At 37.5% G+C, this 25,076-nt stretch carries 27 protein-coding genes; 11 read left to right on the top strand and 16 right to left on the bottom strand.

Features of this window, described 5'->3' with window-relative positions; translation table 11 throughout:
- Positions 1-28 precede the first annotated feature (28 nt).
- Positions 29-250 carry a DUF1737 domain-containing protein gene (locus GGG_RS0102605; RefSeq protein WP_010111842.1) on the bottom strand — a complete coding sequence of 74 codons (222 nt, stop codon included), beginning with the start codon at positions 248-250 and terminating at the stop codon, positions 29-31.
- A gap of 202 nt (positions 251-452) precedes the next feature.
- Between GGG_RS0102605 and GGG_RS0102600 the strand changes: the two genes are divergently transcribed.
- A complete protein-coding gene (locus tag GGG_RS0102600) occupies positions 453-1,751 on the top strand; it encodes an AarF/ABC1/UbiB kinase family protein (RefSeq protein WP_010111840.1) in 1,299 nt (432 codons plus the stop codon).
- 142 nt (positions 1,752-1,893) lie between these two features.
- Positions 1,894-2,142 carry a type B 50S ribosomal protein L31 gene (locus GGG_RS0102595; RefSeq protein WP_010111838.1) on the top strand — a complete coding sequence of 83 codons (249 nt, stop codon included), beginning with the start codon at positions 1,894-1,896 and terminating at the stop codon, positions 2,140-2,142.
- 381 nt (positions 2,143-2,523) lie between these two features.
- Here GGG_RS0102595 and GGG_RS0102590 read toward each other — a convergent pair whose 3' ends face one another.
- Both GGG_RS0102590 and GGG_RS0102585 read right to left on the bottom strand, forming a co-directional pair.
- Positions 2,524-3,363, bottom strand: coding sequence for a DUF2071 domain-containing protein (locus GGG_RS0102590; protein WP_010111837.1), 840 nt, complete (start codon positions 3,361-3,363; stop codon positions 2,524-2,526).
- 135 nt (positions 3,364-3,498) lie between these two features.
- Entirely contained in the window at positions 3,499-3,753 is a 255-nt protein-coding gene (locus tag GGG_RS0102585) for a hypothetical protein (RefSeq protein WP_010111836.1), read from the bottom strand.
- 329 nt (positions 3,754-4,082) lie between these two features.
- Between GGG_RS0102585 and GGG_RS0102580 the strand changes: the two genes are divergently transcribed.
- Positions 4,083-4,415: a HopJ type III effector protein gene (locus GGG_RS0102580; protein ID WP_010111835.1), complete on the top strand. Its 333-nt coding sequence runs from the start codon at positions 4,083-4,085 to the stop codon at positions 4,413-4,415.
- Between the two features lie 96 nt (positions 4,416-4,511).
- Here GGG_RS0102580 and GGG_RS0102575 read toward each other — a convergent pair whose 3' ends face one another.
- The 3 genes from GGG_RS0102575 to GGG_RS0102565 form a co-directional block, all read right to left on the bottom strand.
- Complete coding sequence (locus GGG_RS0102575; protein WP_010111834.1) at positions 4,512-4,922, bottom strand: GFA family protein; 411 nt, start codon at positions 4,920-4,922, stop codon at positions 4,512-4,514.
- Between the two features lie 143 nt (positions 4,923-5,065).
- Complete coding sequence (locus tag GGG_RS0102570; protein ID WP_010111833.1) at positions 5,066-6,292, bottom strand: TIGR03862 family flavoprotein; 1,227 nt, start codon at positions 6,290-6,292, stop codon at positions 5,066-5,068.
- Complete coding sequence (locus tag GGG_RS0102565) at positions 6,282-6,944, bottom strand: SAM-dependent methyltransferase (RefSeq protein ID WP_171057643.1); 663 nt, start codon at positions 6,942-6,944, stop codon at positions 6,282-6,284. Before GGG_RS0102565 ends, GGG_RS0102570 begins: the two co-directional genes overlap by 11 nt.
- 72 nt (positions 6,945-7,016) lie before the next feature.
- Between GGG_RS0102565 and GGG_RS0102560 the strand changes: the two genes are divergently transcribed.
- Positions 7,017-7,184, top strand: a complete 168-nt coding sequence (locus GGG_RS0102560) for a DNA gyrase inhibitor YacG (RefSeq protein WP_010111830.1) — start codon at positions 7,017-7,019, stop codon at positions 7,182-7,184.
- A 552-nt stretch (positions 7,185-7,736) separates the two neighbouring features.
- The gene (locus tag GGG_RS20985) at positions 7,737-7,877 is read left to right on the top strand and encodes a hypothetical protein (protein ID WP_157998074.1); all 141 of its coding nucleotides are present in this window, start codon (positions 7,737-7,739) and stop codon (positions 7,875-7,877) included.
- Between the two features lie 138 nt (positions 7,878-8,015).
- Here GGG_RS20985 and GGG_RS0102550 read toward each other — a convergent pair whose 3' ends face one another.
- From GGG_RS0102550 to GGG_RS0102530, 5 genes are all read right to left on the bottom strand, one after another.
- The gene (locus tag GGG_RS0102550) at positions 8,016-8,660 is read right to left on the bottom strand and encodes an MBL fold metallo-hydrolase (protein ID WP_010111827.1); all 645 of its coding nucleotides are present in this window, start codon (positions 8,658-8,660) and stop codon (positions 8,016-8,018) included.
- 30 nt (positions 8,661-8,690) lie between these two features.
- A complete protein-coding gene (gene hemH, locus GGG_RS0102545; RefSeq protein ID WP_010111826.1) occupies positions 8,691-9,701 on the bottom strand; it encodes a ferrochelatase in 1,011 nt (336 codons plus the stop codon).
- A gap of 108 nt (positions 9,702-9,809) precedes the next feature.
- Positions 9,810-10,826 (bottom strand): DUF4062 domain-containing protein, encoded by a 1,017-nt coding sequence (locus GGG_RS0102540; protein WP_010111824.1) that lies wholly within the window; start codon positions 10,824-10,826, stop codon positions 9,810-9,812.
- A gap of 110 nt (positions 10,827-10,936) precedes the next feature.
- Positions 10,937-11,815, bottom strand: coding sequence for a glutamate racemase (gene murI, locus GGG_RS0102535; protein WP_029574412.1), 879 nt, complete (start codon positions 11,813-11,815; stop codon positions 10,937-10,939).
- A 48-nt stretch (positions 11,816-11,863) separates the two neighbouring features.
- Positions 11,864-12,475, bottom strand: a complete 612-nt coding sequence (locus GGG_RS0102530; RefSeq protein ID WP_010111822.1) for a DUF1285 domain-containing protein — start codon at positions 12,473-12,475, stop codon at positions 11,864-11,866.
- Between the two features lie 202 nt (positions 12,476-12,677).
- Here GGG_RS0102530 and GGG_RS0102525 point away from each other — a divergent pair, with 202 nt between their 5' ends.
- A complete protein-coding gene (locus GGG_RS0102525) occupies positions 12,678-14,390 on the top strand; it encodes an electron transfer flavoprotein-ubiquinone oxidoreductase (RefSeq protein ID WP_010111821.1) in 1,713 nt (570 codons plus the stop codon).
- Positions 14,391-14,491: 101 nt separating this feature from the next.
- Here the strand turns inward: GGG_RS0102525 and tusA are convergent, their stop codons facing one another.
- Positions 14,492-14,749, bottom strand: a complete 258-nt coding sequence (gene tusA, locus GGG_RS0102520) for a sulfurtransferase TusA (RefSeq protein WP_010111820.1) — start codon at positions 14,747-14,749, stop codon at positions 14,492-14,494.
- 191 nt (positions 14,750-14,940) lie between these two features.
- Here tusA and GGG_RS0102515 point away from each other — a divergent pair, with 191 nt between their 5' ends.
- Together GGG_RS0102515 and lnt are read left to right on the top strand one after the other, a co-directional pair.
- Positions 14,941-15,780 (top strand): HlyC/CorC family transporter, encoded by an 840-nt coding sequence (locus GGG_RS0102515; RefSeq protein ID WP_010111819.1) that lies wholly within the window; start codon positions 14,941-14,943, stop codon positions 15,778-15,780.
- Complete coding sequence (lnt, locus tag GGG_RS0102510; RefSeq protein WP_010111818.1) at positions 15,777-17,336, top strand: apolipoprotein N-acyltransferase; 1,560 nt, start codon at positions 15,777-15,779, stop codon at positions 17,334-17,336. The genes GGG_RS0102515 and lnt overlap by 4 nt, the downstream gene beginning before the upstream one ends.
- 68 nt (positions 17,337-17,404) lie before the next feature.
- On the opposite strand, the gene GGG_RS0102505 is transcribed toward lnt, so the two are convergent.
- Positions 17,405-17,743 carry a tRNA-binding protein gene (locus tag GGG_RS0102505; RefSeq protein ID WP_010111816.1) on the bottom strand — a complete coding sequence of 113 codons (339 nt, stop codon included), beginning with the start codon at positions 17,741-17,743 and terminating at the stop codon, positions 17,405-17,407.
- A gap of 89 nt (positions 17,744-17,832) precedes the next feature.
- Between GGG_RS0102505 and GGG_RS0102500 the strand changes: the two genes are divergently transcribed.
- Positions 17,833-18,255 carry a GFA family protein gene (locus tag GGG_RS0102500; protein WP_010111814.1) on the top strand — a complete coding sequence of 141 codons (423 nt, stop codon included), beginning with the start codon at positions 17,833-17,835 and terminating at the stop codon, positions 18,253-18,255.
- A 61-nt stretch (positions 18,256-18,316) separates the two neighbouring features.
- Here the strand turns inward: GGG_RS0102500 and GGG_RS0102495 are convergent, their stop codons facing one another.
- The 3 genes from GGG_RS0102495 to gspF all read right to left on the bottom strand — a co-directional run bounded on the left by GGG_RS0102495 (position 18,317) and on the right by gspF (position 20,636).
- A complete protein-coding gene (locus GGG_RS0102495) occupies positions 18,317-18,652 on the bottom strand; it encodes a hypothetical protein (protein ID WP_010111812.1) in 336 nt (111 codons plus the stop codon).
- A gap of 291 nt (positions 18,653-18,943) precedes the next feature.
- Complete coding sequence (gene gspG, locus GGG_RS0102490) at positions 18,944-19,381, bottom strand: type II secretion system major pseudopilin GspG (RefSeq protein WP_010111810.1); 438 nt, start codon at positions 19,379-19,381, stop codon at positions 18,944-18,946.
- 49 nt (positions 19,382-19,430) lie between these two features.
- Positions 19,431-20,636: a type II secretion system inner membrane protein GspF gene (gspF, locus tag GGG_RS0102485; RefSeq protein ID WP_010111809.1), complete on the bottom strand. Its 1,206-nt coding sequence runs from the start codon at positions 20,634-20,636 to the stop codon at positions 19,431-19,433.
- A 154-nt stretch (positions 20,637-20,790) separates the two neighbouring features.
- On the opposite strand from gspF, the gene GGG_RS0102480 reads away from it, so the two are divergent.
- Together GGG_RS0102480 and GGG_RS0102475 are read left to right on the top strand one after the other, a co-directional pair.
- On the top strand, positions 20,791-23,016 hold the full coding sequence (locus GGG_RS0102480) for a primosomal protein N' (protein WP_010111808.1): 2,226 nt from the start codon (positions 20,791-20,793) through the stop codon (positions 23,014-23,016).
- Positions 23,017-23,183: 167 nt separating this feature from the next.
- A complete protein-coding gene (locus GGG_RS0102475) occupies positions 23,184-25,076 on the top strand; it encodes a monovalent cation:proton antiporter-2 (CPA2) family protein (protein WP_010111807.1) in 1,893 nt (630 codons plus the stop codon).

Raw genomic sequence — 25,076 nt, 5'->3', positions numbered from 1 at the left:
ATTATTTTTTATATACATCCAAATTCACTTAATTTTTCTCAAACTGAAGCTGATATGCACGCTGAAACTGTTCAGATAATTCAGACTCGTCCACTTCATCTTTCACAATCACCTGTCCAACAATCACCTCTGTGCCATTAAAAGTCATGGTTGGAGCACCATATAATTCATATCCATCATTCAACGCTTTGCTTACTCTTGCACAAAAATGCACATCATCTTTACCTGTCAAATAACGATAAACTTTCATAAAAGAATGTATAAATAAGAATATTATCAGTATTCTAAATCAAAAATTATGCAGTTGAATGGATAAAAACCAAATCAAAATCCAAGGCATAAAATAGCCAAACAGAAACAAACATTTAACAATTTAAAGTAGGCAGTTTAAGAATAGTCGCCTATGATCAAAATCAATCACACGCATGATCCACATTAAAGGATGCTCACGAATGTCTAAAAATACCAGTACACCCGGTCGTCGCTTTATGAAGCTGGCCAGTATGACGGCAAGTATTGCGACAAAAACGGTATCTAATTCAATTCGTAACTTTAATGCAGATGAAGAGCAAAAGAATGAGTCTCGCAGCAAACTGTTTCAAGATATTGGTGTGCAAATTGCTGATACCTTAGGTGAAATGAAAGGTGCGGTGATGAAGGTCGGACAGATTGCATCGCAATACAAAGATATTTTCCCACCTGAAGTTGCACGAGCGATTGCTAAATTACAACGCCAAGCACCTGCAATGCCTTTTGCTGAGATTAAACAACAAGTAGAAAAAGAGCTTGGCAAACCACTAGAACAAACCTTTAGACACTTTGAAGAACAACCTTTTGCCGCAGCCTCGATTGGACAGGTACATAAAGCAACGTTGCCGAATGGCACAGAAGTTGTAGTAAAAGTTCAATATCCAGGGGTTGATGAGGCATGTGAAAGTGATCTCAAACAAGTTCGTTTAGCTTTACGCCTCATGGGTGTATTAAAAGTCGATAAGAAACTTCAAGATCGCTTATTTAAAGAAATCCAAGACAGTTTACACGAAGAGCTCAATTACGAAATTGAAGCGCAGAATTTACAAGTATTTAAGACTTTCCATCAAGCGTTGGATAGCAAAATTATTATCCCTAAAGTCTACACAGAATATTCAAGCCGTCGAATTTTAACGCTCAGCCTTGAAAAAGGTGAAAGTATTGAAACAGCAAGCACTTGGGATTTGGCTGTACGCAATGATATTGGTCGCCGACTGATTCGTGCCTTAGGACAAGAAATCTTTTTCTTAAAGCGTTTTCATTGCGACCCTCATCCGGGCAATTTTGCATTCCGTGAAGATGGCAGTGTGATCATTTATGATTTCGGTGGAGTCAAAACATTATCCAACGAAATTATTGTTCATTTTAAAAGTTTAGTTCGTGCCGCACGTCAACAAGACATTGCAACGATTGAAAATCACTTAATGGACTTAGATGCGCTTGCGGAGAAAGACAAATTTCCAGAAGAACTCTATACAGCATGGCTTGAAATTTTATTACGCCCTCTGATGACCCATTATGATTTTGCTGAAAATTCTGCACACCACGATGGTGTGAAATTAGTGAAAAAATCACTGAAATATTGGGATGTATTTAAACCTTCTCCTGATACGCTAATGGTCAATCGAACCATTTCAGGACAATATTGGAACTTAATTCACTTAAAAGTGAATGACAATTTGAATGATCTATTTGAAGAACTCGTCCCATCCATTGATTAAACTCTTTTGCAGAGATGACTGTTTAATCTCTGCATATATACTCATCTAATAATGCTTTTAAAAAGATTGAAAATGTCGATTTGACATTATGAATATCAATAATGTAATATTATAACATTACATAAATATTGGAGTATAGAAAATGAGAGCGAATATTCATCCGCAATATCAAGAAGTCTTATTCCACGATACCAATGCAGATGCTTACTTTGTTATTGGCAGTACCATTCAGTCGAAACAAAGCAAAGAATATCAAGGAAAAACATATCCCTATGTAACACTTGATATATCAAGTGCATCACACCCGTTCTATACAGGTGAGGTTCGCCAAGCCAGCAATGAAGGTCGTGTGGCAAGCTTTAATAAACGTTTTTCCCGTTTTAAACGTTAAGTAAGGATTGTTAATCTTAATTTAAGAATGTACTTTTATATTGAAATTGTGTTTGAAGTCTAAGCGATATCCTCCTGCTTAGACTTCTTTTTTTATGCAAAAATTTGCAGTTATTTTGTAGATAGAATCATTTGAAAAAGATAAAAACCTATTATTGCTAAACAAATCACATCGACAGACCACATCGTCCAAGGGAATAAATTCTATGGTTTTGCGATAATGAATCTAGCTCCATAACGTAAACTTGTATCTATAACGCCGCTACATGCGACAAGAAGCCAATTCATTTCCACAATACTTCAAACATTTAATGTGTATAAATATAAATCATGTGTATAACTACAAACTTATCCACAGACTTGCATACGGAACATGCAGATTCTATTTTAATGAATATTCATTTTTCACGTAAAAATCTAACTCGGGAACAACAAAAGCGAAAACTTCATTTTCATTCACACCCCATTCATTTAACAGCGGACAGTGAATATCTAAAACCTGTGCAGCTTGAATTTGGCTAAAGTCAAAAGGCATTTCAATATCGCCTTGTGATAGCTTTTCGGGCTGATCTACCCACTCCACCCATGCATGATCCTGATCGACCAGATACCGAACTGCATCATCCCAAGAAGAGAATAAAGTTTGCCATGCTTCAGATAGTTGCTTTTCAGCATCTATCTGAACTGAGCTTTGCAATTGATATTGCTGATCTATTTTAAAATTGGTATGAATTTTTTGATCTTTAAATAAATGTTCAAAGGGTCTTGCAAACTGAGCAGGCATTGCATCACTTGCCAAGCGACCACTCAAAACATATAAAAGTTGATCAACCACCACCTGTTCAAAAATCACGGTTTTTTCTTGTTGAATTGGATCAATATAAAATCTCCAATTACTTTGCTTAGGAGATGGCATGAGTTTTCGAAACCATCCTAAAAATGAAAAACCAAAATGTTCATGTTGGTAGGTCAAAATTGTAAAGATGGTTTTATTTTGCTTTTCGCATAATTTTACCGATTCAGGATAACGTGAACGAACCTGATCGATATCAACCAACCAAGATAAATACACAATATTTTTAACACGGCTTTGTAGTTTAAAAAAAGGCAAAAACAGCATCACGAAACGGCGGAGATTAAGCAAAAAGCCAAGATGAACAATAAAAGCAATACTTTTTTCAAGCCAGTGACTGTGATGGTTTTTATAAGTATGGCGGTTCATCTATAGCTTCCAATGATAATTACATAACCCAGTCTGTTGATAAGATAAACTTTATCAACAGACTCTGTGAAGTATTCTAGTTTTAATTCCTGTTTTTATTCCTTTTTTTATTATAATCACTGAAGAATATAAAAGTTAATTTGCAACAACCTTAACCATTACCAGTAAAGAGGGAAATAAAACAGGAGACATTTTGTAAAGCATAGATTCAAATTTTGATAGCTTTGCTTGATTTTCCTTCACCTTATTCATATAGAAAAGACCAGCAAAAAATGAGCAGATAAGAAACATTACAAATGGAAGAGTAAAAAGCTGTGGGTTGTCTAAGCTAAAGAACAACAAAGAAAAGAAACCTAGTCCATAAAATATAAAAAATAATTTTTTATACATCAGAAAATCCTCATGCGAATAAATGTATTTGTAATAATGCAAAAATGCTTTGCCCAAGCATTTATTTTTCAAGATAAAATCATTTTTAATTCATTCAAATTATTTATCATATTCAATAGCCACATGTCAAAAATTCACCAACTTCTTTTATTCTCTTCAAATAAAATCATCAATTTAATGCAATAAAAACCACACCGTGATCATCCAATATGTGGGTACACCAAAATGGGGATAATCCATATTCATAGACGATGTTGATTAGACAAATTTTCGCTATGATTTCTCTATGATATAGTCGCATTTGATTTTAGGAATATTTTGGAAAAGACATGGTTCAACAACTATTAGCACAACTTCAAACTGGTGATGCAAAATTTGCAGATGTAATTGCCTTTATCGAAGCGCGTTATACGCATACACCTACGGCGTTTAAAAATGGTCAACAACACAATGCTGCAACTGAAAATCAAGGCAGTGCTAAAGTATTTTCTTTTGCTCAACTCAATGAACTTGATCAACAACAGACTTTAGCTTTATTTGCTGAACACTATGCCTCAGTATTGGCAACGCCAGAAGCTACAGACCATCAAAATATTCGCCAGTTTATGCTAAATGGCTGGAATGGGATTCAATTTGAAGGACAAGCTTTAATTACTAAATAAGCTTTTAAATAAATAAGCTTTTTCTGCTATCTCATTCTCAAATAAAAAGGGATTTCAATGATCCCTTTTACACGCAATTTCAAATATTAAGAGCTATTAAGGACGTTCGTCATACTGCGGCATACCATCGCAAATGGTATCCCACTCTGCTTTATAGGCAGCAAAAATATGCATGGTTGGTTTGCTTTCAATTGCTGTATCTAACGTTCCAATTCGCAAACGATAATGATCAGGCAACTCTGGTTTAATACTGATAATCGGTGAACCACATTCACTACAGAAACAACGCTGTGTGGTCGGTGTAGAATCAAATTTCTTTAATAAGTTCTCACCTTTTACTATTTTAAAATCAGCTCTTTGAATCAATGCATTGGTTGCAAAAGCAGTACCATTGGCTTTACGACAACGTTGGCAATGGCATTCAACAATCTCCCCAATTTCCCCATGAATTTCATAGTGAATCCCACCGCACAAACAACTTCCTGTATATAATTTTTCAGTAGACATACATCGATCTCTTGATTTGAAATATGCTCAAACTAGCATAAATTTCCAATTTTAATCGAGGCTTAATCTCGGCTTTTTGTATATGCTCAGTGTCAAGACTGCCCTATTTCAAGATTCAAGATTCAAGATTCAAGATTCAAGATTCAAGATTCAAGATAATGATGCACACCTTCACCTGCCGCACGTCCTGTTGCAAAACATGCTGTGAGTAAATAACCGCCCGTCGGTGCATCCCAATCCAACATTTCACCACAACAAAATACATATGGATTGGATTTAAGCTGTAAATGTTCTGTTAATCCCTGCTGTTTGACTCCACCTGCACAGCTAATCGCTTCATCAATTGGGCGAAAACCTTCAAGTTCTACTTTTAAATGTTTAATCTGTCGAGCTAATTCTTCAGGATGGTTCCATAGTGATTTATCGACTAACTCTCGAATTAAGTTGGACTTTGCCGCATCCAATCCTGCTTTACGCCAAATATTATTGGTCGATTGTTTTTTAGATGGCTGTAATTTTTGAATCAATTGCTCTAAGCTTTGATCAGGCAATAAATCTAAATTGATTTGCAACTTTTGAGACTCTTTTTGCAGATCACGTAATGCACGACCTTGTTTATAAATCAGACCACTTTCTAAACCATAATGACTAATCACAATGTCGCCTTGGGTTTTGGCTGAATCTAAATGTTCAACCCATGCCTCAACACGCTTTAAAGGTTGTCCAAATACAGGTTGCATAAATTTAGACCATGTTTTTAGTACACCTGCATTACTGGGCTGAAAGGGCTCAAGTTCTTGCTGAGGAAGCCATTTTTGCCATTCACCATCACTGCCTAAGCGTGCCCATGAAATAGCACCACAAGCGAGAATAATCGCATCAAATTCTTGCTCAAAAACCGCTTGGTCTTTTAAATTTTTGATTGTTAATTTTTGCTTTTTTAGATCTAAAATCTGATGGCGATAGTGAAATTCCACATTTCGTTCAGCTAGACGCTTTAACCATGCTCTTAATAGTGGTGCAGCTTTCATTTCAATAGGAAAAATCCGTCCTGAACTGCCAATGTAGGAGTCAATACCTAAACCTTGCATCCAGTTTTGAATCCATTGCGCATCCCATTGCTCGACCCATGGTCTAAGCCAGTCAACGTGATCATAACGCTGAATAAATTGTTCAATGGGTTCAGCATGAGAAATATTTAAACCCGTTTTCCCTGCCATCAAGAATTTACGTGCCGCAGAAGGTTTTTGCTCAAAAACATGGATTTCATAGCTTTGATTTGGAAATTGATTTGAATATTGGCTCAATACTTCCGCAGCCATTAACCCCGCAGGACCTGCACCAACAATCGCAATTTTCTTAGTCTGCATCTATTGTCTCTATTGGAGCTTGTACATTTTTACCTTGTAATGGTTGAAACCCATCAAACCGTGTTGAATAGTGCTCAGGCTTTTGAATAATCAATTGTTGACATAATTCACCACGCTCTAAATATTTGATTTCAAAATGTGTGCGTGCTGAATCTTTAGCAATAACCTGTTTTTCATAAGGTAATTTCCAAATCTCTTTCAACTGCTGTTCAGCTTCGTCAATGTATTCAGGAATATTACTGGCCAATGTCACCGTACCATTGATCTGCAATCTTGATATTAAAAACTCAAAGAAAGGCATATTCAGCCAACGTTGTGCAGGATTATGCGGTTCAGGATTTGGATATAGAATGAAAAATTGCTGCACTTGATTTGGATACAATCCATGCACCACCCAAGGGATAGCATCCGCATGTAAAGGTTTTAAATTCAATTGCCCTTCAAGTTGATGCTGCTTTTGCATAGCAATGAATTTTTCACGTGTTCTTTCAACTGCAATCAATTTCAAATCAGGATGCTGTCCTGAAAAAAGTAATGCATGTTTACCTTTACCTGCACCAATTTCGACACAAATTGGACTATTTTCAATGGATTGAAAATCACGAGGAGCATGCATACGCTGTGCTTGAAATTGACGAATCGGCATAATCAGATCAAACTAAGAAAAATCTGTACAAGTTTAACAACTCTTCACGAATTTTGCTTTTAAAATGAGGATTTCAACATGACTAAATCATTTCCATGTCCAAGATGCGGTACACCAACCACATGGGAAAATAATGAATTTCGACCTTTTTGCTCAGAGCGTTGCAAACTCATAGATTTAGGTGCATGGGCAAATGAAGATTATAAATTACCCACTGAGGATGCCCCGCAAGAAGAAGATTTATAATTTTCTTAGCGTTTTTATCGATAAGCTTATCGTTACATAAGCTAAACCTTGTTCATTTTGTGTATTCATTAAACACATAATTCATATACTATTCATAATAAATAGCTACTTTAAAGAAATCAAAAAAATGTGACAATGCAACCCTGTTATCACATTTCAAATATAAAGCTAATTATAGCAATTTCACCATTATACGCAGGCGTAGGAGTCATAAAATGTATATAGGTCTAAAAGTATTTAGTATTGTCTTATCTTTATTGTGCATCTTCTTCACTTTCATTGGCATTTATGCACTTGATTTATCGCTTATTTTTGTAGGAATTTTATTTGCGATTTCTATAGTATTGATTACTTTGGAAACTAAAAATAAGGTGACAAATCCCTTTAGAGGACATTAAAACACCAACTATTTAATCCAACTTAATACAATTGTTTTAAAAATTTAACTTATGTATAATCACTCACTTAAAGATAAAAATGTTAATTATTTATCAAAAGAGAGTATTAAAAGTGAAACTATACATAACTTTTAAAACAATAATGAGTGTATTTGTGGTTATTGGGACTGTGTTCTTAGCGCTTGGTGTTTATCATTTAGACAGTGCTTTGATTTCGATTGCTTGCTTATTTGCGATCGCAAGTTTTATTCTCAGATTAGAAATGAAAGATCATTTATTCGATCCTTTTGTCTAAAATTTGCATATTCCGAATGCCTCAATGCCTAACTCAGAGCCTTATCCCCACATTCATAAAATAAAAAAGGATTCTTGTGCTTAATTGGCATAGGAATCCTTTTTTATGGATACAGCAAACTTAAAGGCTGTTGAACACTTAACCTGCTTTACTCGCAACAAAAGGATTATGTTGCTTTTCAAAACCAATGGTACTCATTGGACCATGACCCGAAATAAATTGTGTTTCATCTGGCAAACTAAAACATTCTCTTTGAATTGAATCTAAAAGCTGTTGATGATTGCCTTTTGGGAAATCTGTACGTCCAATCGATCCTTTAAACAACACATCCCCCGTCCACAGCACGCCATATTTTGGGTTATAAAACATAACATGACCTGGTGTATGACCTGGTGCGAAACGTACTTCAAACTCTTCTTCACCGAGCTTCAGTTTTTCACCACCTTCAAGCCATTGATCGACCTGTACAGGTTCTGGAACTGGAAAGCCGTAACGTGCAGATACGTCTTGAATCATATCTAACCAAAACTGATCTTCTTTATGTGGCCCAATCACTGGAACATGCCATTCATTCACCAATGCACCCACCGCACCTGCATGATCCAAATGACCATGTGTCAACCACAATGCCTTAACTTTCAAGCCTAATGCTTCAACTTCTTGTTTCAGTTTTTCAGGTTCGCCACCTGCATCAATCAAAACTGCTTCTTTAGTTTCAGAATCCCAAACGATCGAACAATTTTGCGCAAATGCAGTAACTGGGACAATTTTGACTTGCAACATAATAATTTCCTCAAAATAGTTCTGAAAATATCAAACCGCTAGATTAGACCGAATAGCATCCAACTGAGTTTGTAGCAGACTTTCAAATAACTGAATATGATCAGCACGAGCATTTAAAGCAGGAATGTAAGCATAAGACTGACCACCTTTGCTCAAGAATAATTCAGCATTTTGAATAGCGAGTTCTTCTAATGTTTCTAAGCAATCTGCTGAAAATGCAGGGCTGAGCACCTGTACAGAATCCACACCTGACGCTGCCCATTCTAACAACAATTGATCAGTATAAGGCTTTACCCATTCTTGCTTACCAAATCGAGATTGAAAGCTGATCGCCCATTGGTCATCAGCCAAACCTAGCGCTTGTGCAACTTTAAAAGCCGTAATTCGACAACGATCTGCATAAGGATCGCCCTTATCTGCATACGGTTGAGGAATACCATGAAAGGACATTAATAATTTTGAAGCCTGTCCATGTTGCTGTTGATAGTCTCGTACACTATTGGCAAGTGCTTGAATATATAGCGGATGCTGATAGTAATCACGGATAAAACTTAAACCGGGTATATTTCGCTGTTTCAATAACCATTGTGCAATCGCATCATATAAAGGTGCGGTTGAAGTTGCAGAATACTGCGGAAATAAAGGCAAAAGAATAATGTGATCATAAAGTTTGTGTTCTGCATCTTTGAGCACAGTATCGATACCCGGTTGCCCATAGGTCATGGCTGCAACAATATCTAAGTCTAAATCAGCATTGTTTGCGAACAATTGTTTTTGCACTAATGCAACTTGTTCAAAAAGAATTTCTCGCATTGGAGAATCATTTGACCAGACTTGTGCATAAGCTTCCGCTACACGCTTCGGACGAAAAGGCAAAACGAAGGCATGAAGTATCAATGCCCAAAGCAGTTTGGGAATTTCAATCACACGTTGATCAGATAAAAATTGTTTTAAAAAAGCACGTACTGCGGGTACGGTTGGCGCATCTGGCGTTCCAAGATTTGCTAAAATAATCAAAACTTTAGGTTTAGATATAGACATTTTTACTCAATTTGAACAAGATCGAAATCCACACCTTAGCTTAGCAGAGTCTTAGACCAAACAAAATTACAGATATTTCCTGAAGCACAAATATCTTTATGTGTTTGATTAAAAGGTGGATGAGCGTTGACCAATTCGTTGATAACTTTCCAATAACTTTACGCATTTTTCAGTCATCTGCCACAACATACGTTGACGGTCATCACGCCCCACTGGTGTAATCCAATCATTTTGGCGCATTTGCTGTTTAATCGTATGCAATGAACGGATATTAATTTGCGCTCTAGACACTGCATGCGCTCTAGGCATGACCACCTGAGCATCGGTTAAACCTGTATTATTCAAATATTCATTCAATACTTTAGAAAAGTAATCTTCGGGTGTCGGACGTCGAAACTCAATCGATAAAATCTTTAACAATTCAGCCCAAGTCATTTCACGCACAGGAGATAATTCTTTAAAATTACCATCTTGATAAGCATGCATTCGATACTCGAAACTAAATGCTTCATGCAAAGAAACTTTGGGTAATGTCAAAAACGGATCAGACTCATTTTTGCCTTGCTCAGCCGTGACTTGCGCCAATTTAGCTTTTAAGCGATCAATTTCATCTTGTAGAACTTGAATATTTTGCGGTCTTACCCAACCCACAACAGGATAACGTTCTAGCATTTGCGGCATATAAGAACGAACGGCTAACTCTAAATCTCGTAACGTACGATAGGTCACAACCTGCTCAACTTCTTTTTGAAGTTGATGCCTAAAATCTTTAAATTTTTCTTTTAAAATAGGTGCTTCATCTTTCAAATGCGCTTCACGCGCATCTGGATTTTCATGCATAAAGACAATAATCGGTTTTTGTTTGGTCACAGCATAAATATATTCTAGGTGCATATAGCCCACACCAGATACAGACTGCTCACCATACTGACTGCCCAAAAGTAACAACACATAATCACAATCATCAATTTGACGACGTGCAAATGCTGTACTCAATGGCGTACGTTGTTCTAATCCCCACGAAAAGAACCCCATCCCAATGAGCGTCTGTGACACAACCATTCTTTCTGGCTGCATATCTTTGCCAGATGTTGTAATAAAAACTTGATAACGTTTATCGAGCATAGGTTAACCCATTCTTGTCACATTACTCGTTTAATTCTTCCATGAATTATTATCGGAGTAACATCCTACACTTATTAAAAAATTTAAAAATCTATTCAATATTGAAAGAATTAGCCCAGTTTATCAACAATATTTTCGATTGACCATGTTATTTCAGGTTGAATTAGGTGTTTTAAAACCATTTCTAACTCTTTTGCATTTTGCCCACTGACAAAACAACGTAATCTTGTCTTATCAACAGGGGTATTTTTCAATATTAACTCATTTTTAAGTAAAATACGTGCCGTTTGTCGTGCCACTGCCGATCCTGAATCAACCAAAGTCAATTGATTTTCATACAAAGATTGAATCGCTGACTTTAAAAATGGGTAATGCGTACAGCCTAACACCAAGTGATCTGCATTTTTTTCGACAATCGGATCCAGTACTTTTCTTAAGCTTTCTTTACATTCATGGCTATTGTACAAACCTTCTTCGACATAAGGCACAAGGTCTAAACACGTTACATTCAGAACTTCAACCGCTGAAGGCTCTGCAAAACGCTGAATCACATCCTTGATTAATTGCCCCCTAAATGTTGCAGGTGTCGCTAAAACAGCAACCACTTTGCTTTTACTTTGCAAAACAGCGGGCTTCAACGCAGGGACTAAACCAATGATCGGAAAGTTTTCCCCATAGTGTTCTCGTAAATAGTCCAAACTAAATGCTGATGCCGTATTACAAGCTACCACGGCAATTTTACAACCTTGGCGATATAACCATTCGATTGCATTTGCTGTTAATTCACGAATATTCTGATCCGAGCGTGGTCCATAGGGTACGTGGGCGGTATCGGCATAATAGACAATATGTTCATTCGGTAAATAGTTGGCAATTTCTTGAGCAATCGACAAACCACCTATTCCAGAGTCAAAAATACCAATAGGTGCATCTGCCGTGGCTTTCGGCATTGGGTTTTCTAACGGATATAAAGGGAGAATGGCGCTCATTTGATCCACTATTTGTATGAGTCAAAAAATAATTAATTAGCTTAAACTTCAAGTGCCCAATTGCAAGTGCAAATCGCCACTTTGTAAAGATAAAATGGTGTTGCCTTGTTCATTTTCAAGCAATTCACCATATTCAATCAAATGAAAAAAAGCATGTCTTTGAATCAGTGCATTTATTCCAAAACGAACATGTACATAAGGACGCATATCACCTTCGAATTCACGCATGAAAATCGGATGTGCTTGATCAACAATCACGATATCTTGATTGGTTGTGGTCAGTTGCAAATAGTGTTGCCCATCAATTTCAATTTGATCAACTTGATTCACCAATAAAGGTTCATCTTCAACGTCTATTTCTATCTGCTCAACTGGAGTTTTTAAATAAAACTTCCCATCTTCCTTCCACAACACTGTACTAAACAGATCTAAAAGCGCTTGGCGTTTAATCAATTGACCTTCGTGCCACCATTCGCCATTGGCTTTTACCTTCAAATCCATTTTGCCACAATGCTTTGGATGCCACTGCTCTAGAGGTGGGATTGACCTTTTGTGACTCGACTGTGCATCTTTTAAGTATTGTGCAATACTCATTAAGTTTTTATCATCAGCACTAGGTTGATTTTGAATCCCTGATGTTGAATTATTTTGATTTACCATGGTTTATACCCTGCTGACTAAAAAATAAGACGACTCAGCCAATTGGCTAGATCAAGGTTTGAAACTATACTAACGCAAAATATATTATCGATACGAGCCTTAATTCGTATCACGGAATTTTTAGAACACTCACGGCAGCACCGCTTTATTATTTTCAATAAATGTATACGGTTGCCACCCTTTGAAATATGAGGAGTCCTACATGGAACACATCGAACGTGAATCGATGGAGTTTGACGTAGTCATCGTAGGTGCAGGCCCTGCTGGTCTTTCTGCTGCGATTAAAATTCGTCAATTAGCGATTGAAAACAACCTGCCAGACCTTTCTGTTTGTGTGGTTGAAAAAGGCTCTGAAGTTGGTGCGCATATCCTTTCTGGTGCTGTACTTGAACCTCGTGCAATGAATGAACTCTTTCCAAATTGGAAAGAAGAAGGCGCGCCTTTAAATGTGCCTGTGACTGAAGACAAAACTTATTTTTTAATGTCTGCTGATAAGTCGCAAGAAGCGCCGCATTGGATGGTTCCTAAAACCATGCACAATGACGGTAACTATGTCATTTCTTTGGGCAATGTCGTTCGTTGGTTGGGAACTAAAGCTGAAGAATTAGAAGTGTCTATTTTCCCAGGCTTTGCTGCTGCTGAAATTCTTTATCATGAAGATGGTACGGTTAAAGGGATTCAGACAGGTGATATGGGCATTGGTAAAGATGGCGAGCCTACGCATAACTTTACTCCAGGTTATGAACTGCATGCCAAATACACCATCTTTGCTGAAGGTTGCCGTGGTCATTTAGGTAAGCGCCTAATTGCTAAATATAATCTTGACGAAAAAGCTGATCCTCAACATTACGGTATTGGGATTAAAGAGCTTTGGGAAATCGACCCTGCAAAACATAAACCTGGTTTAGTCATGCATGGTTCAGGTTGGCCTTTAACTGAAACAGGTTCTACTGGTGGTTGGTGGTTATATCATGCTGAGAACAATCAAGTTACTTTAGGTATGATCGTCGATTTATCTTATGAAAATCCACATATGTATCCATTTGCTGAAATGCAACGTTGGAAAACGCATCCTTTAATCAAGCAGTATCTTGAGGGTGGTAAGCGTATTTCTTATGGCGCTCGTGCTGTGGTGAAAGGTGGTTTAAATTCTTTACCTAAATTGACCTTCCCAGGTGGTTGTTTGATTGGTGATGATGCTGGCTTCTTAAACTTTGCCAAAATCAAAGGCTCTCATACCGCAATGAAGTCAGGCATGTTGTGTGGCGAAGCTGTGTTTGAAGCGATTCAATCTGGCGTGGGTAAAGGTGGTGATTTAGCCATTGCTCGTGTGACTGAAGGTGAAGATTTATTTGTTAAAGAAGTTACGGCTTATACAGACAAATTTGAGAATAGCTGGTTAAAAGAAGAGTTATATCGTACGCGTAACTTTGGCCCTGCAATGCATAAGTTTGGTTTATGGATGGGTGGTGCATTTAACTTTGTAGATCAAAATATCTTTAGAGTGCCATTCACTTTGCATGATTTAGTGCCTGATTTCAGTGCCTTGAAAACTGTTGATGTGTCTACATTCAAGCCAAATTATCCAAAACCAGATGGTAAATTAACTTTTGACCGTTTGTCTTCAGTATTTGTATCCAATACAGTGCATGAAGAAAATCAGCCTGCGCATTTGAAGTTGATTGATCCTACGATTCCAATCCGAGTGAATTTACCAAAATGGGATGAGCCTGCTCAACGTTATTGCCCTGCTGGTGTTTATGAAGTTATGGAAAATGATGATGGTTCTAAGCGTTTCCAAATCAATGCTGCGAACTGTGTTCATTGTAAGACTTGTGATATTAAAGATCCTTCACAAAACATCATTTGGGTAACCCCTGAAGGTGGTGGTGGACCAAACTATCCGAATATGTAATTCGAATCGCCTTGTGAATCAAGGCTTTTCATAAAAAATCCCTTCATAGCGAAGGGATTTTTTTATTATCCATTAATAAATTTTAATCTATTTCACCAAGATTAACCCTTCTTCACTAAATAGTGAAATTCCTTATTTCCAGCATCATCCAAAACTTCTTCTTGTAAAACCAATTCATGCCCGAGATGCATACAAAACTTAGGAATATCCCACGATGTTGAATTATCTGTTGCAAATACTTCAACGACATCGCCAGATTTAGACTTGCGAATGGCTTGATGTAACATCATCACAGGTTCAGGGCAGCGCAATCCACGCGTATTCAATTGAATGCTTGGTGTAGGCAACTGCTCAGACATTTCTATTCTCAAAAAAGATAAATCGATCTGCAATTTTAGCACAAACTCTAATTATGAATAAGACTTGTCATAACTGTGTAATATGACGTATGCATTCACTTATTTACTTAACTTAAGAGATAGACATCTGTATTTTCTTCGGTATGATAAAAAAATCATTTATTAGATATTAAGAGTCTTTAGGAAAGATCATGCACGAGGAATCAGGCCCATCGTGGGGAATGCGTGGTTTACGCAAATGGTTAGGTACTGCTCCCGAAACCCGCGATGAACTGTTAAAATTAGTACAAGATTCACGTCGTTTTTTAGAACCTGATACTGTTGCGATGCTTGAAGGCGTATTAGACCTTCCTGCAACCAAAATCCGTGAAGTCATGACTCCACGAACTGCAATGGTAAGCTTACAAGAAGATGATCAATTATTGGATATTTTGCATGTTCTGATCGAATCTGCACATTCACGCTTTCCTGTTTTCTCATCAGATCAACCTGAAAATGTGGTTGGTATTTTATTAGCCAAAGATCTTTTGCCGTTTTTAACAGATCGTTCATCTGTTGTTGATGTACATTCTTTAATGCGCCAACCTTTATTTGTTCCTGAAAGTGCTCGTTCTGACCAAGTGTTGAGAATGTTGAAAAATACGCAAACGCATATTGCGATTGTGATTGATGAATATGGTTCAACAGCAGGTTTAGTGACTTTAGAAGATATTCTTGAAGAAATTGTCGGCGAAATTGAAGATGAACATGATAATGTCGATGAAGAAGCTCAATTTATTATTCCAGACAAATCACATAGCACACCCAATACATGGATTGTGCAAGCACTTACACCAATTGAACACTTTAACAATGTTTTAGATGCTGATTTTTCTGATGATGAAGTAGAAACTGTTGGCGGATTATTGCTTCAAGAAATTGGTTTAGTGAGCGACCTACAAGGTCAAGTGATTGAGCTTGATGATTGGCAATTCACCATTATTGAAGCAGATGCCCGCACTATTCATCTGATTCGAGCTGTACGTAAATGAGAGCATTCTTCGACAAACGACTAAATCCATCACAACAACAAACACAGCTTCCCCTTATCTTCCCTCTATTGATTGCACTCATTTCGGGTGCAGTGTTTAGTTTAGCGCTTGCACCTTATTATTGGTGGTGGTTAGCGATTTTATCGCCAGCCCTACTCTATGCGTGTTTAAAAGGTCGCTCACCTAAGCAAGCTTTTGCCATCGGCTGGAGTTATGGTTTTGGTCTATGGTTTGTCGGTGCTTTTTGGCTGTACACCTCTATCCATGTTTATGGCGATACCAATGCTGTTTTAAGTATTTTAATGATTGCCATTATGGCGATCGTCATGGGGCTTTTTACTGCAATCCAAACTTGGGTATATCGTCGTTTCTTTCCTGAAACACCACTTACATTTGCGCCTCTTTGGGTTGTTTTTGAATGGTCAAAAACTTGGGTATTTACAGGATTCCCGTGGCTGTTTGCAGGCTACGCTTTTACTGAACGATTCTTAGATAGTTATGCTCCACTTTTTGGAGTGTTCGCAGTTTCTTTTGTGGTGATTATTCTTGCCTGCGCAGTGGTCGAAATTCTCAATCGAAAACTCATTTGGATTATCCCTTCAGCAGTATTATTACTTGGTGCATGGGGTGCTTCTTATATCACTTTTGTACAACCCAAAGCTGAAAAACCACTTTCAGTTTCGCTCATACAAGGCAATATTCCACAAGATTTAAAATGGCTAACTGAATACCAAGTTAAAACTCTTGAAATTTATGTCAACCTGAGTCGTACTGAATGGGGCCGTGATTTAATCGTCTGGCCAGAATCTTCAATACCATTATTCCAAACAGATATTGAACAGTTTTTGGATGTCATGGATCAACAAGCCAAAGCATCAGGCACAGCATGGGTGACTGGTATTCCATATTGGGATTTAAAAGAATCTCAGCAAAATGGTTACCCAATGTATTACAACAGCATGATGGCTTCAGGTGCTGACTCATCAGGTTTATATAAGAAACAACGTCTTGTGCCCTTTGGTGAATATATCCCATTATCAGGCTTATTAAGCTGGGTGCTTCCTGCCCTGCAAAATGACCCGTCTATGAGTGGTTTTTCTCGTGGCTCAAGCGATCAGAAACCTTTTAACATTAAAGGTCACAAGCTGGCTGCGGCGATTTGCTATGAAGTCGCTTATCCAAATCTGACACGACGCAATGCAATCAATAGTGACTTCTTAGTGACTGTTTCTAACGATGCGTGGTTTACTGGTACCGCAGGGCCTTTACAGCATCTGCAAATGGTTCAAATGCGCGCTAAAGAAAATGGGCGTTGGTTTATTCGTGCAACCAATACAGGTGTAACTGCTTTTATTGATCAAAATGGTCATATTGTCAAACAAGCGCCTATGGATAAAAAAGCCGTATTACGTGGTGACTTACCTGCGATGCAAGGTGAAACTTTATATACACGTTTAAGCGATTGGCCAATTCTAGTCTTCTCTTTATTGTTACTGATTTTAGGATGGATTTACCGCCCTAAAAAAGTTGATGTCAGCTTTAAATCTAGACGTTAATTCACATTAATCCTCTCTCCTTTTTTAAAGGCGAGAGGATAGATCGAGAATTGAGATTAAATAAAAAACTAAAGTAATTTCGTTCCCAAAGGCACATCTAAATCAGGCACACACAATGCCACATGTCCATCTTGATTATGAAACCCTGTCACCAAACATTCTGATTGAATCGAGCCAATTTGCTTTTTTGGAAAATTCACCACAGCAACGACCAGTTTTCCAATCAAATTTTCGGGCTGATAAAGATTGGTAATCTGCGCACTGGATTTTTTAATACCAAGCTCTTCACCAAAATCGACATGTAAAATATAAGCAGGATTGCGCGCTTTTTCAAAAACCTCAGCCTGAATAATTTTTCCTACACGTAATTCTACTTTTAAAAAATCATTCCATTCGATCTGTTGCATCGCTTCACCATTCGTGTTTTTATCGTTCATTCACATTTATTCTAAATAAATTTTATAACAACAACTTCACACAAAACGGACAAAAGATCATGCAAAAAGGACAATGTTTATGCGCCTCAATACATTTTCAGATCAATAAAAAAATTGAAACAATATACCAATGCCATTGTAGTTTATGCCGTAAACAATCTGGTACACATGCCAACCATGCAACAATAGTTCAAGCAAATGACTTTGAATGGCTGGTTGGACAAGACAATATTTCTACATATAAAAAAGACACAGGTTTTACCTCATCATTTTGTAAAAAATGTGGCTCACCTGTACCGAACCAGATTGGACAAACCCATTTGATTTGGATTCCATTAGGACTTATTGACGGCGAAATTTACCCGACTCAACAATTAAATTTTTGTTTAAGTTCAAAAGCCAATTGGGAAAAAATTTACTTGGATTCTACTGATTATGAGCATCTACCAACATGGAATGAAACTATTGATATTTTTAAATAAGATATGATGACCATACACAAAAAACCGAGGACATCCTCGGTTTTTTCAGATCAATAATAGCTTAAATCTGCGTCACTAAATATGACACCATTGCGGCTAAAGACAGCATTGGAATATAACGGTAAATCTTTACCACATATTGTTCTAATAATGATGAGAATTCAGTTTTTAAATGCACAACGGTCATATTCAAAGCACTATAAAAACTTAAAATCGTTAATGCACTAAATACGCTGATTGCCATAAAACCAATCATGATTTGGCTGCTTGCATCTGCATCTTGCCAAATATTCATAAAAAATTGGCTAATGGGTAATAAGCTCAGAATCAAAAGAACAGATTTCAGCATCATCCAATGAAACTGGCTGATTTCATCTGATAATAATAATGCTTTCATCTCATCCTCCTTGGTAATTCAAATTACCTTAGAATCTATTATGCAAGCTTTCTATTAAATAAAAAGTCTATTTTTATCCTTAGTTTAACTTTCTTGTAACTATTAAATATGGGAATAATTCTTATTATAACTCTCAAACAAGAAGTTATTTTAAAATTCAATATTTTCAATATGTTATATTATTTTAATCAAATAAGAAAGATTATCACTTCGCTCAATATTTATTAACTCAATCAAGTGAAGTGATTAATCCTATAAAAACAATCTAAATCGCTTTCTAAATAACTTCAATTAAGGTTGGTAATACACATCCGCATCATTTCCTTCACCACCTTCTTTACCATCAGCACCGAAAGAATATAAATCGAATTTGCGTCCTTCAGAACCTGGGATCACATATTGAATATCATTTTCCCAACTGTCTTTCGGATAACCACCTTTCACATAACCACCAGGCAACCAGTTTTTTGCAGTCGCAGGTTGGTTTACCAATGCATCTAAACCACCTTCTTGAGTATTTGGATAATGTCCATTGTCCAATTTATATTGATCTAAAGCGCCAGCAACGCCTTTTAACGTAATTTTAGTGGTATCAACTTTAGCCTTTTCACCACGACCCATCACATTGGGTACGATTAACGCCGCTAAAACACCTAAAATCACAATAACAACCATCACTTCGATTAATGTGAAACCTGACTGTTTGCTTTTATTTAACATGCGTTGCATTCAAAATCTCTCTCAAATTTCGTTATAAAAATAATAAAATATAGGTCGCTTAGATCATATTGTTCATATTGACGATTGGCAACATCACAGCGATCACAATCACCAAAACAATACCTGCCATGAAAACCAACATCAACGGTTCTAACAAAGCCAGTAAGGTTGAAATAAATGAAGATACTTCACGATCTTGCATATCCGATGCACGACTCAACATTCGGTCTAATTCACCAGAAGCTTCACCGCTCTTGATCATTTGTACCATCATCGGTGGAAAGTAACCACAACGCTCAAGTTGCGTTGCTAGATTTCCACCTTCCGTCACTCTTTCCGCAGCAATATTCACCGCATCACGAATCACCCAATTACTACTGACTGCTGCACCGATTTTCAATGCATCCACCAATGGTACACCTGACTGAGTCAAAATAGACAAGGTACTTGCGAATCGTGCTGCATTTATACCACGTGATAATTTACCGAATAATGGCAATCTGAGTGTTAAACGATCAAAGGCATAATGCCCAGCAGTCGTGCGTAAGAAACGTATTAATAGAAAAATTCCAACCACGCTAGCAACCAACATGAATGGCCAAGCTTGACGAATGATTTCACTCGCCTTCATTAAAGCCACAGTAATCCACGGCAACGCCTGTTTGCTCTGATCAAATGTTTTGACAATATCTGGAACAACATAGGTCATCAAACCCATGACGATTGCGAAAGACATAAACATCAGAATAATCGGGTAAATCATTGCACCCTGAATTTTCTTTTGCATCGCAAAACGATTTTCTGTGTAATCCGATAATTGATCTAAAATTAAATCCAAATGTCCTGAACGTTCACCGGCTGCTACTGTTGCAATATATAAATCTGGAAAGCTTCCTGTTTGTTGCATGGCTTGTGCTAAGGAATGTCCTTCCAAAACTTTTGAGCGTGCAGAGAGTAATAAATTTTGCACATGCACTTTTTCACTTTGTTTCGCCACAGCACGTAAAGCCTCTTCTAAAGGAATCGCTGCCGCAACTAAAACCGAAAGTTGCCGTGTCATCAAAGCTAAATCATAGGCAGAGAATTTACGTTGAAATAACCCAGACGTTTTGTTTTTGTCCTTTTGCTCCACAGCATCGACAGTTACAGGAATAAGTTCTTTATCCCGTAATTGTTGGCGAATCTGGCGTGCTGAATCTCCCTCTAACACACCTTTTTGCTGTTTTCCAGAAGTGTCTATCGCAGTAAACTGATATGCTGGCATTATTATGCTCTAGTTTTCCAAAATTTTTTGATTACGCTGTTGCGTCAAACCCTAAAAATCATTCATATTTATGTTTATAAATGATGATCACACTCTAACATAAGCCGAATCTGTACACGATACAATTTCATCACTGAGCCATTGAATATTCTATATGCCGAACACAATTGATACGCCACAACACATTCACCGTATTCAGGTTGCTGTTCCTGTCTATTTGAACGACTGTTTTGACTATCAAGTCAGCGCTGAACAATATGCTCAAGCAGAAGTTGGCGCACGTGTAGCTGTCTCATTTGGCAGACAAAACCTTGTTGGCATCATTGTTAAAAAAATTGCACCTGATGAACCTATTGACTCACATTTCAAACTCAAATTCATTACTGAACTTTTAGATGATCAAGCAATTTTAGACAGTAAAGTTTTAAGTTTATTGACATGGTCTGCACAATATTATCAATTCCCTATTGGCGAGGTCATTCAAACAGCGTTACCTACCTTATTACGTCAAGGTAAACCCTACAATCTTTTGGCACGCATTTGGAAAGTCTTGGACTTAAATGCTGAAGGCAAAGTAAAGCGTTCTGAAAAGCAACAAGAAGCCTATAAAATTCTAAAATTGCACCCTCAAGGTACGCATGAAAATATTCTCAATTTGAGTGGGGTTGAAACAGCAACCTTAAAAGCACTTGAGAAGAAAGAAATCGTTCGTTGCGATTTAGAAGAACAAAATATAAAACCTGAACCCGTACAATTGGCACAAATGCCCTTAACGCCAAATGAAGATCAAAAGAAAGCCATTCAAACCATTTTAAAATCGCAAAATAAATACCAAGCGTTTTTATTGGATGGTTTAACAGGCAGTGGTAAAACAGAAGTTTATTTGCAAGTGATGTATGAGGTATTAAAGCAAGGCAAACAAGTGCTTGTTTTAGTACCTGAAATTGGTTTAACCCCACAAACCATTAGCCGTTTTCAATCACGCTTTCATTGCAATATTGCCCTACTCCACTCAGGTTTAAACGACACTAAACGCTTACAAGCTTGGCAGCATGCTCAAACAGGCAAAGCTTCTATCATTCTCGGTACACGTTCAGCAATTTATACGCCTTTACCTAATTTGGGCTTAATTATTTTAGATGAAGAACATGATCTTTCATTCAAACAACAAGAAGGTTTTCGCTACCACGCACGAGATGTTGCCATGTATCGTGCACACCTTGAAAATTGCCCAATTATTTTAGGTTCTGCGACACCGAGTATCGATAGCTATTATCTAGCACGTCAAGAAAAGCTCACGCGTATCGAATTAAATCAACGTGCAGGTTCGGCAGTCATGCCTAAAATGCATTTAATCGATTTAAAAGTCGCTAAAAAACAAAATGGGCTAAGTGATATTTTAATTGCTGAGATCAAAAAACGTTTAGAAAAAAAAGAACAGGTTTTAATTTTCTTAAATCGACGTGGCTATGCACCTGTTTTAATTTGTGAAAGTTGTGGTTGGCAAGCCAATTGTCCACATTGTGATGCGCACTTTACTTTGCATCTCAAACCTTATCAGCATTTACATTGTCATCATTGTGGCACAATTAATCGTTTACCTGATGCATGCCCTAAGTGCAATCAAACTCAATTAAAACCGATTGGCATAGGGACAGCTAAAGTTGAAGAAACATTAAATGAACTCTTTCCGAATTTTCCTGTATTACGAGTTGATCGTGACTCGACCAGTCGTATTGGAAGTTGGCAACGGCTTTATGATCAAATCCAAAAGAGTGAACCCACCATTTTGTTGGGGACACAAATGCTCGCCAAAGGACATCATTTTCCTTATGTAACCTTGGTGGCTATTTTAGATATTGATGCAGGTTTATTGAGTGTTGATTTCCGTGCAACAGAGCGCACGGCACAGTTAATCATTCAAGTTGCAGGACGTGCGGGGCGTGGTGAAAAGAAAGGCGAAGTCTATTTGCAGACTTTGCGTCCAGATCACCCCCTCTTAAATACATTGATCGAAAAAGATTACCGTGCTTTTGCCAAACAGACATTAAAAGAGCGTCAGATCGCGTTACTCCCGCCCGCTCGTTATGCCATTTTGATTCGCTGTGAATCTAAAAATCAGGATGAAAATTTAAAATTTCTCACTGAAATGGCACAATTACTCAGACAAAATTCAGAAGAAAATTTAATTGATATTTGGGGGCCAATCCCCGCACCGATGGAACGTAAGGCAGGTCGTTATCAGGCACATGTCGTATTGCTTTCACAAGATCGGGCAAAAATGCATTTCTACATTCGCCAATGGTGGCAAAACCTATTACATCAAAAACCATCAAATATGAAAGTCACCATTGATGTCGATCCGCAAGAATTGAGTTAAAGGTATTTCTGAATAGAAATGACTCAAGATTAGGCTATTTCGAGGGTCATTTTTAACAACTATTTTCAAAACTAGATTTTAGAGAAAATTACCACACAAATACCGTTAAATCAGTCACAAAACCAAGTTACAATTCGCATAGAAAGAGAAAGACAAAAGGCGCAGGGATGTCATTGTTATTACAAATTACTATTTTCCTCGGTGCAGCTTTATTACTGGTACCTTTAGGGAAAAAGCTCGGGATCGCCACTGTCCTCGGCTATTTATTCACTGGAATCATCCTTGGCCCTAGTGTATTTAATATTGCCAATGACCCAGAAGAAATCATGCATCTTGCCGAATTTGGTGTGATTCTACTGATGTTCTTGATTGGTTTAGAACTTCGTCCGCAACGGCTTTGGGAAATGCGCCAATCCATTTTTGTCATGGGAACACTACAAGTTGTTGTGACAGGGATTGTATTGATGGGAACAGTTTATCTGCTTCTTCAACAATCACTTTCTGCAAGCTTCGTGATTGGCTTTGCCCTCGCTCTTTCTTCTACAGCATTCGTCTTACAATTACTTGCTGAAAAACAGCAACTCAATACCACACATGGTCAACAATCTTTCTCAATTTTGCTCTTTCAAGATATTGCCGCCATTCCATTACTCGCAATCATTCCTCTTTTAGCAGGCGGTGAAACCACTCATCACGGGATCGCATACTTTGCTGGAATCATTGCAACATTCACAGGCTTATTCTTGTTTAGTCGTTATGTGATGCGTCCTTTTTTCCGCTTTGTCGCAAAAAGTGGTGCAACAGAGCTAATTACTGCCGTTGGACTTTTTATCGTTCTTGGCGTTGTTTTATTGATGGATTTTATCGGAATCAGTACCACATTAGGCGCATTCCTTACAGGTGTATTGTTAGCTGATTCAGAGTTTCGCCATGAATTAGAGGCCAGTATTGCGCCATTTAAAGGGCTATTACTCGGTCTATTCTTTATGACGGTCGGTATGACTACACAATTGTCTTTAATTGTTGATATGCCTTTACTGATCATTGGGGGCGCACTGGCTTTAATTTTGATCAAAGCCTTGGTGATGGTCGCAATAGCACGCCTGAAGAAAATGAGTTGGTCAAATAGCTTAATGGTTGCTGTCTGTTTGGCTCAAGGTGGTGAATTTGCATTTGTGGTACTTAACGTTGCCAAAAGTGAAAAAGTCCTTACTCTAGCGATCATCGAACCGATTACCTTAATCGTGACACTTTCTATGGTGATGACGCCGATTTTCTTCTGGTTGGTCAACAATAAAATCGTTCCGTGGCTGAATAAAGGTGTTGAACCGAAATATGATGATATTCCCAATCAACACCCTGCTTTAATCATTGCAGGGTTTGGACGTGTTGGACAAATCGTTGCCCGTTTAGCGCGTATACAACATTTTCAATTTACAGCGATTGATAATAATTTACAAAGAATCGATTTTGTTCGTCGTTATGGTGGAACATTATATTATGGTGATGTGACTTTACCCGACCTATTACGTTCAGCAGGTATTGAGCATGCCAAAGTTTTTGTTTTAGCAATTGATGATGTTGAAGATTCAATGAACGTTGCACGGCATATTCGTTTGAATTATCCAAATATCACCTTATTAGCTCGCGCTCGCGATCGTCACCATACGCATTTATTACGTGATTTAGGTGTAAAACATATTTGGCGTGAAACCTATCTGACTTCTTTAGGGATGGGTTATCGCATGCTATGTGAATTGGGTCTTTCTAAAGAAAAAGCCTACGACAGTATTGAAATATTTCGAAACTACGATGAGCAATTATTAGCTCGACAACAACATATTTATGCTGATGAGCAAAAAGTGTTTGAAAGCTATAAAAATTTCCTATCGGAGCTTGAGCATTTATTTGAAAGTGATACGCAAGCTGCTACTCAAGACCCAGCTCAATTTAAAGATGATCCAAATCAGGATGAATCAGGACTTGAACGAGTAGATGTTTCACATACTGAGCAAGATCGAATCAATGTCACTCGAGATAATGACAATTCACCTTTATAA

Origin of the sequence: Acinetobacter sp. P8-3-8 (genome assembly GCF_000214135.1) — a bacterium.
GTDB lineage: Bacteria > Pseudomonadota > Gammaproteobacteria > Pseudomonadales > Moraxellaceae > Acinetobacter.
This window is presented reverse-complemented; position numbering and strand designations above follow the sequence as displayed.

Bases quoted from the DNA above. Each gene is read 5' to 3' on its own strand.
- GGG_RS0102480 (WP_010111808.1), top strand. From the start codon at position 20,791: ATGCCGAACACAATTGATACGCCACAACACATTCACCGTATTCAGGTT.
- GGG_RS0102540 (WP_010111824.1), bottom strand. From the start codon at position 10,826: ATGCTCGATAAACGTTATCAAGTTTTTATTACAACATCTGGCAAAGAT.
- GGG_RS0102500 (WP_010111814.1), top strand. From the start codon at position 17,833: ATGCAAAAAGGACAATGTTTATGCGCCTCAATACATTTTCAGATCAAT.
- GGG_RS0102515 (WP_010111819.1), top strand. From the start codon at position 14,941: ATGCACGAGGAATCAGGCCCATCGTGGGGAATGCGTGGTTTACGCAAA.
- GGG_RS0102585 (WP_010111836.1), bottom strand. From the start codon at position 3,753: ATGTATAAAAAATTATTTTTTATATTTTATGGACTAGGTTTCTTTTCT.
- GGG_RS0102530 (WP_010111822.1), bottom strand. From the start codon at position 12,475: ATGGTAAATCAAAATAATTCAACATCAGGGATTCAAAATCAACCTAGT.
- GGG_RS0102525 (WP_010111821.1), top strand. From the start codon at position 12,678: ATGGAACACATCGAACGTGAATCGATGGAGTTTGACGTAGTCATCGTA.
- hemH (WP_010111826.1), bottom strand. From the start codon at position 9,701: ATGTCTATATCTAAACCTAAAGTTTTGATTATTTTAGCAAATCTTGGA.
- lnt (WP_010111818.1), top strand. From the start codon at position 15,777: ATGAGAGCATTCTTCGACAAACGACTAAATCCATCACAACAACAAACA.
- GGG_RS0102495 (WP_010111812.1), bottom strand. From the start codon at position 18,652: ATGAAAGCATTATTATTATCAGATGAAATCAGCCAGTTTCATTGGATG.
- GGG_RS0102505 (WP_010111816.1), bottom strand. From the start codon at position 17,743: ATGCAACAGATCGAATGGAATGATTTTTTAAAAGTAGAATTACGTGTA.
- GGG_RS0102600 (WP_010111840.1), top strand. From the start codon at position 453: ATGTCTAAAAATACCAGTACACCCGGTCGTCGCTTTATGAAGCTGGCC.
- GGG_RS0102590 (WP_010111837.1), bottom strand. From the start codon at position 3,363: ATGAACCGCCATACTTATAAAAACCATCACAGTCACTGGCTTGAAAAA.
- GGG_RS0102575 (WP_010111834.1), bottom strand. From the start codon at position 4,922: ATGTCTACTGAAAAATTATATACAGGAAGTTGTTTGTGCGGTGGGATT.
- GGG_RS0102475 (WP_010111807.1), top strand. From the start codon at position 23,184: ATGTCATTGTTATTACAAATTACTATTTTCCTCGGTGCAGCTTTATTA.
- murI (WP_029574412.1), bottom strand. From the start codon at position 11,815: ATGAGCGCCATTCTCCCTTTATATCCGTTAGAAAACCCAATGCCGAAA.
- GGG_RS0102570 (WP_010111833.1), bottom strand. From the start codon at position 6,292: ATGCAGACTAAGAAAATTGCGATTGTTGGTGCAGGTCCTGCGGGGTTA.
- GGG_RS0102550 (WP_010111827.1), bottom strand. From the start codon at position 8,660: ATGTTGCAAGTCAAAATTGTCCCAGTTACTGCATTTGCGCAAAATTGT.
- tusA (WP_010111820.1), bottom strand. From the start codon at position 14,749: ATGTCTGAGCAGTTGCCTACACCAAGCATTCAATTGAATACGCGTGGA.
- gspF (WP_010111809.1), bottom strand. From the start codon at position 20,636: ATGCCAGCATATCAGTTTACTGCGATAGACACTTCTGGAAAACAGCAA.
- GGG_RS0102580 (WP_010111835.1), top strand. From the start codon at position 4,083: ATGGTTCAACAACTATTAGCACAACTTCAAACTGGTGATGCAAAATTT.
- GGG_RS0102605 (WP_010111842.1), bottom strand. From the start codon at position 250: ATGAAAGTTTATCGTTATTTGACAGGTAAAGATGATGTGCATTTTTGT.
- gspG (WP_010111810.1), bottom strand. From the start codon at position 19,381: ATGCAACGCATGTTAAATAAAAGCAAACAGTCAGGTTTCACATTAATC.
- GGG_RS0102560 (WP_010111830.1), top strand. From the start codon at position 7,017: ATGACTAAATCATTTCCATGTCCAAGATGCGGTACACCAACCACATGG.
- GGG_RS0102595 (WP_010111838.1), top strand. From the start codon at position 1,894: ATGAGAGCGAATATTCATCCGCAATATCAAGAAGTCTTATTCCACGAT.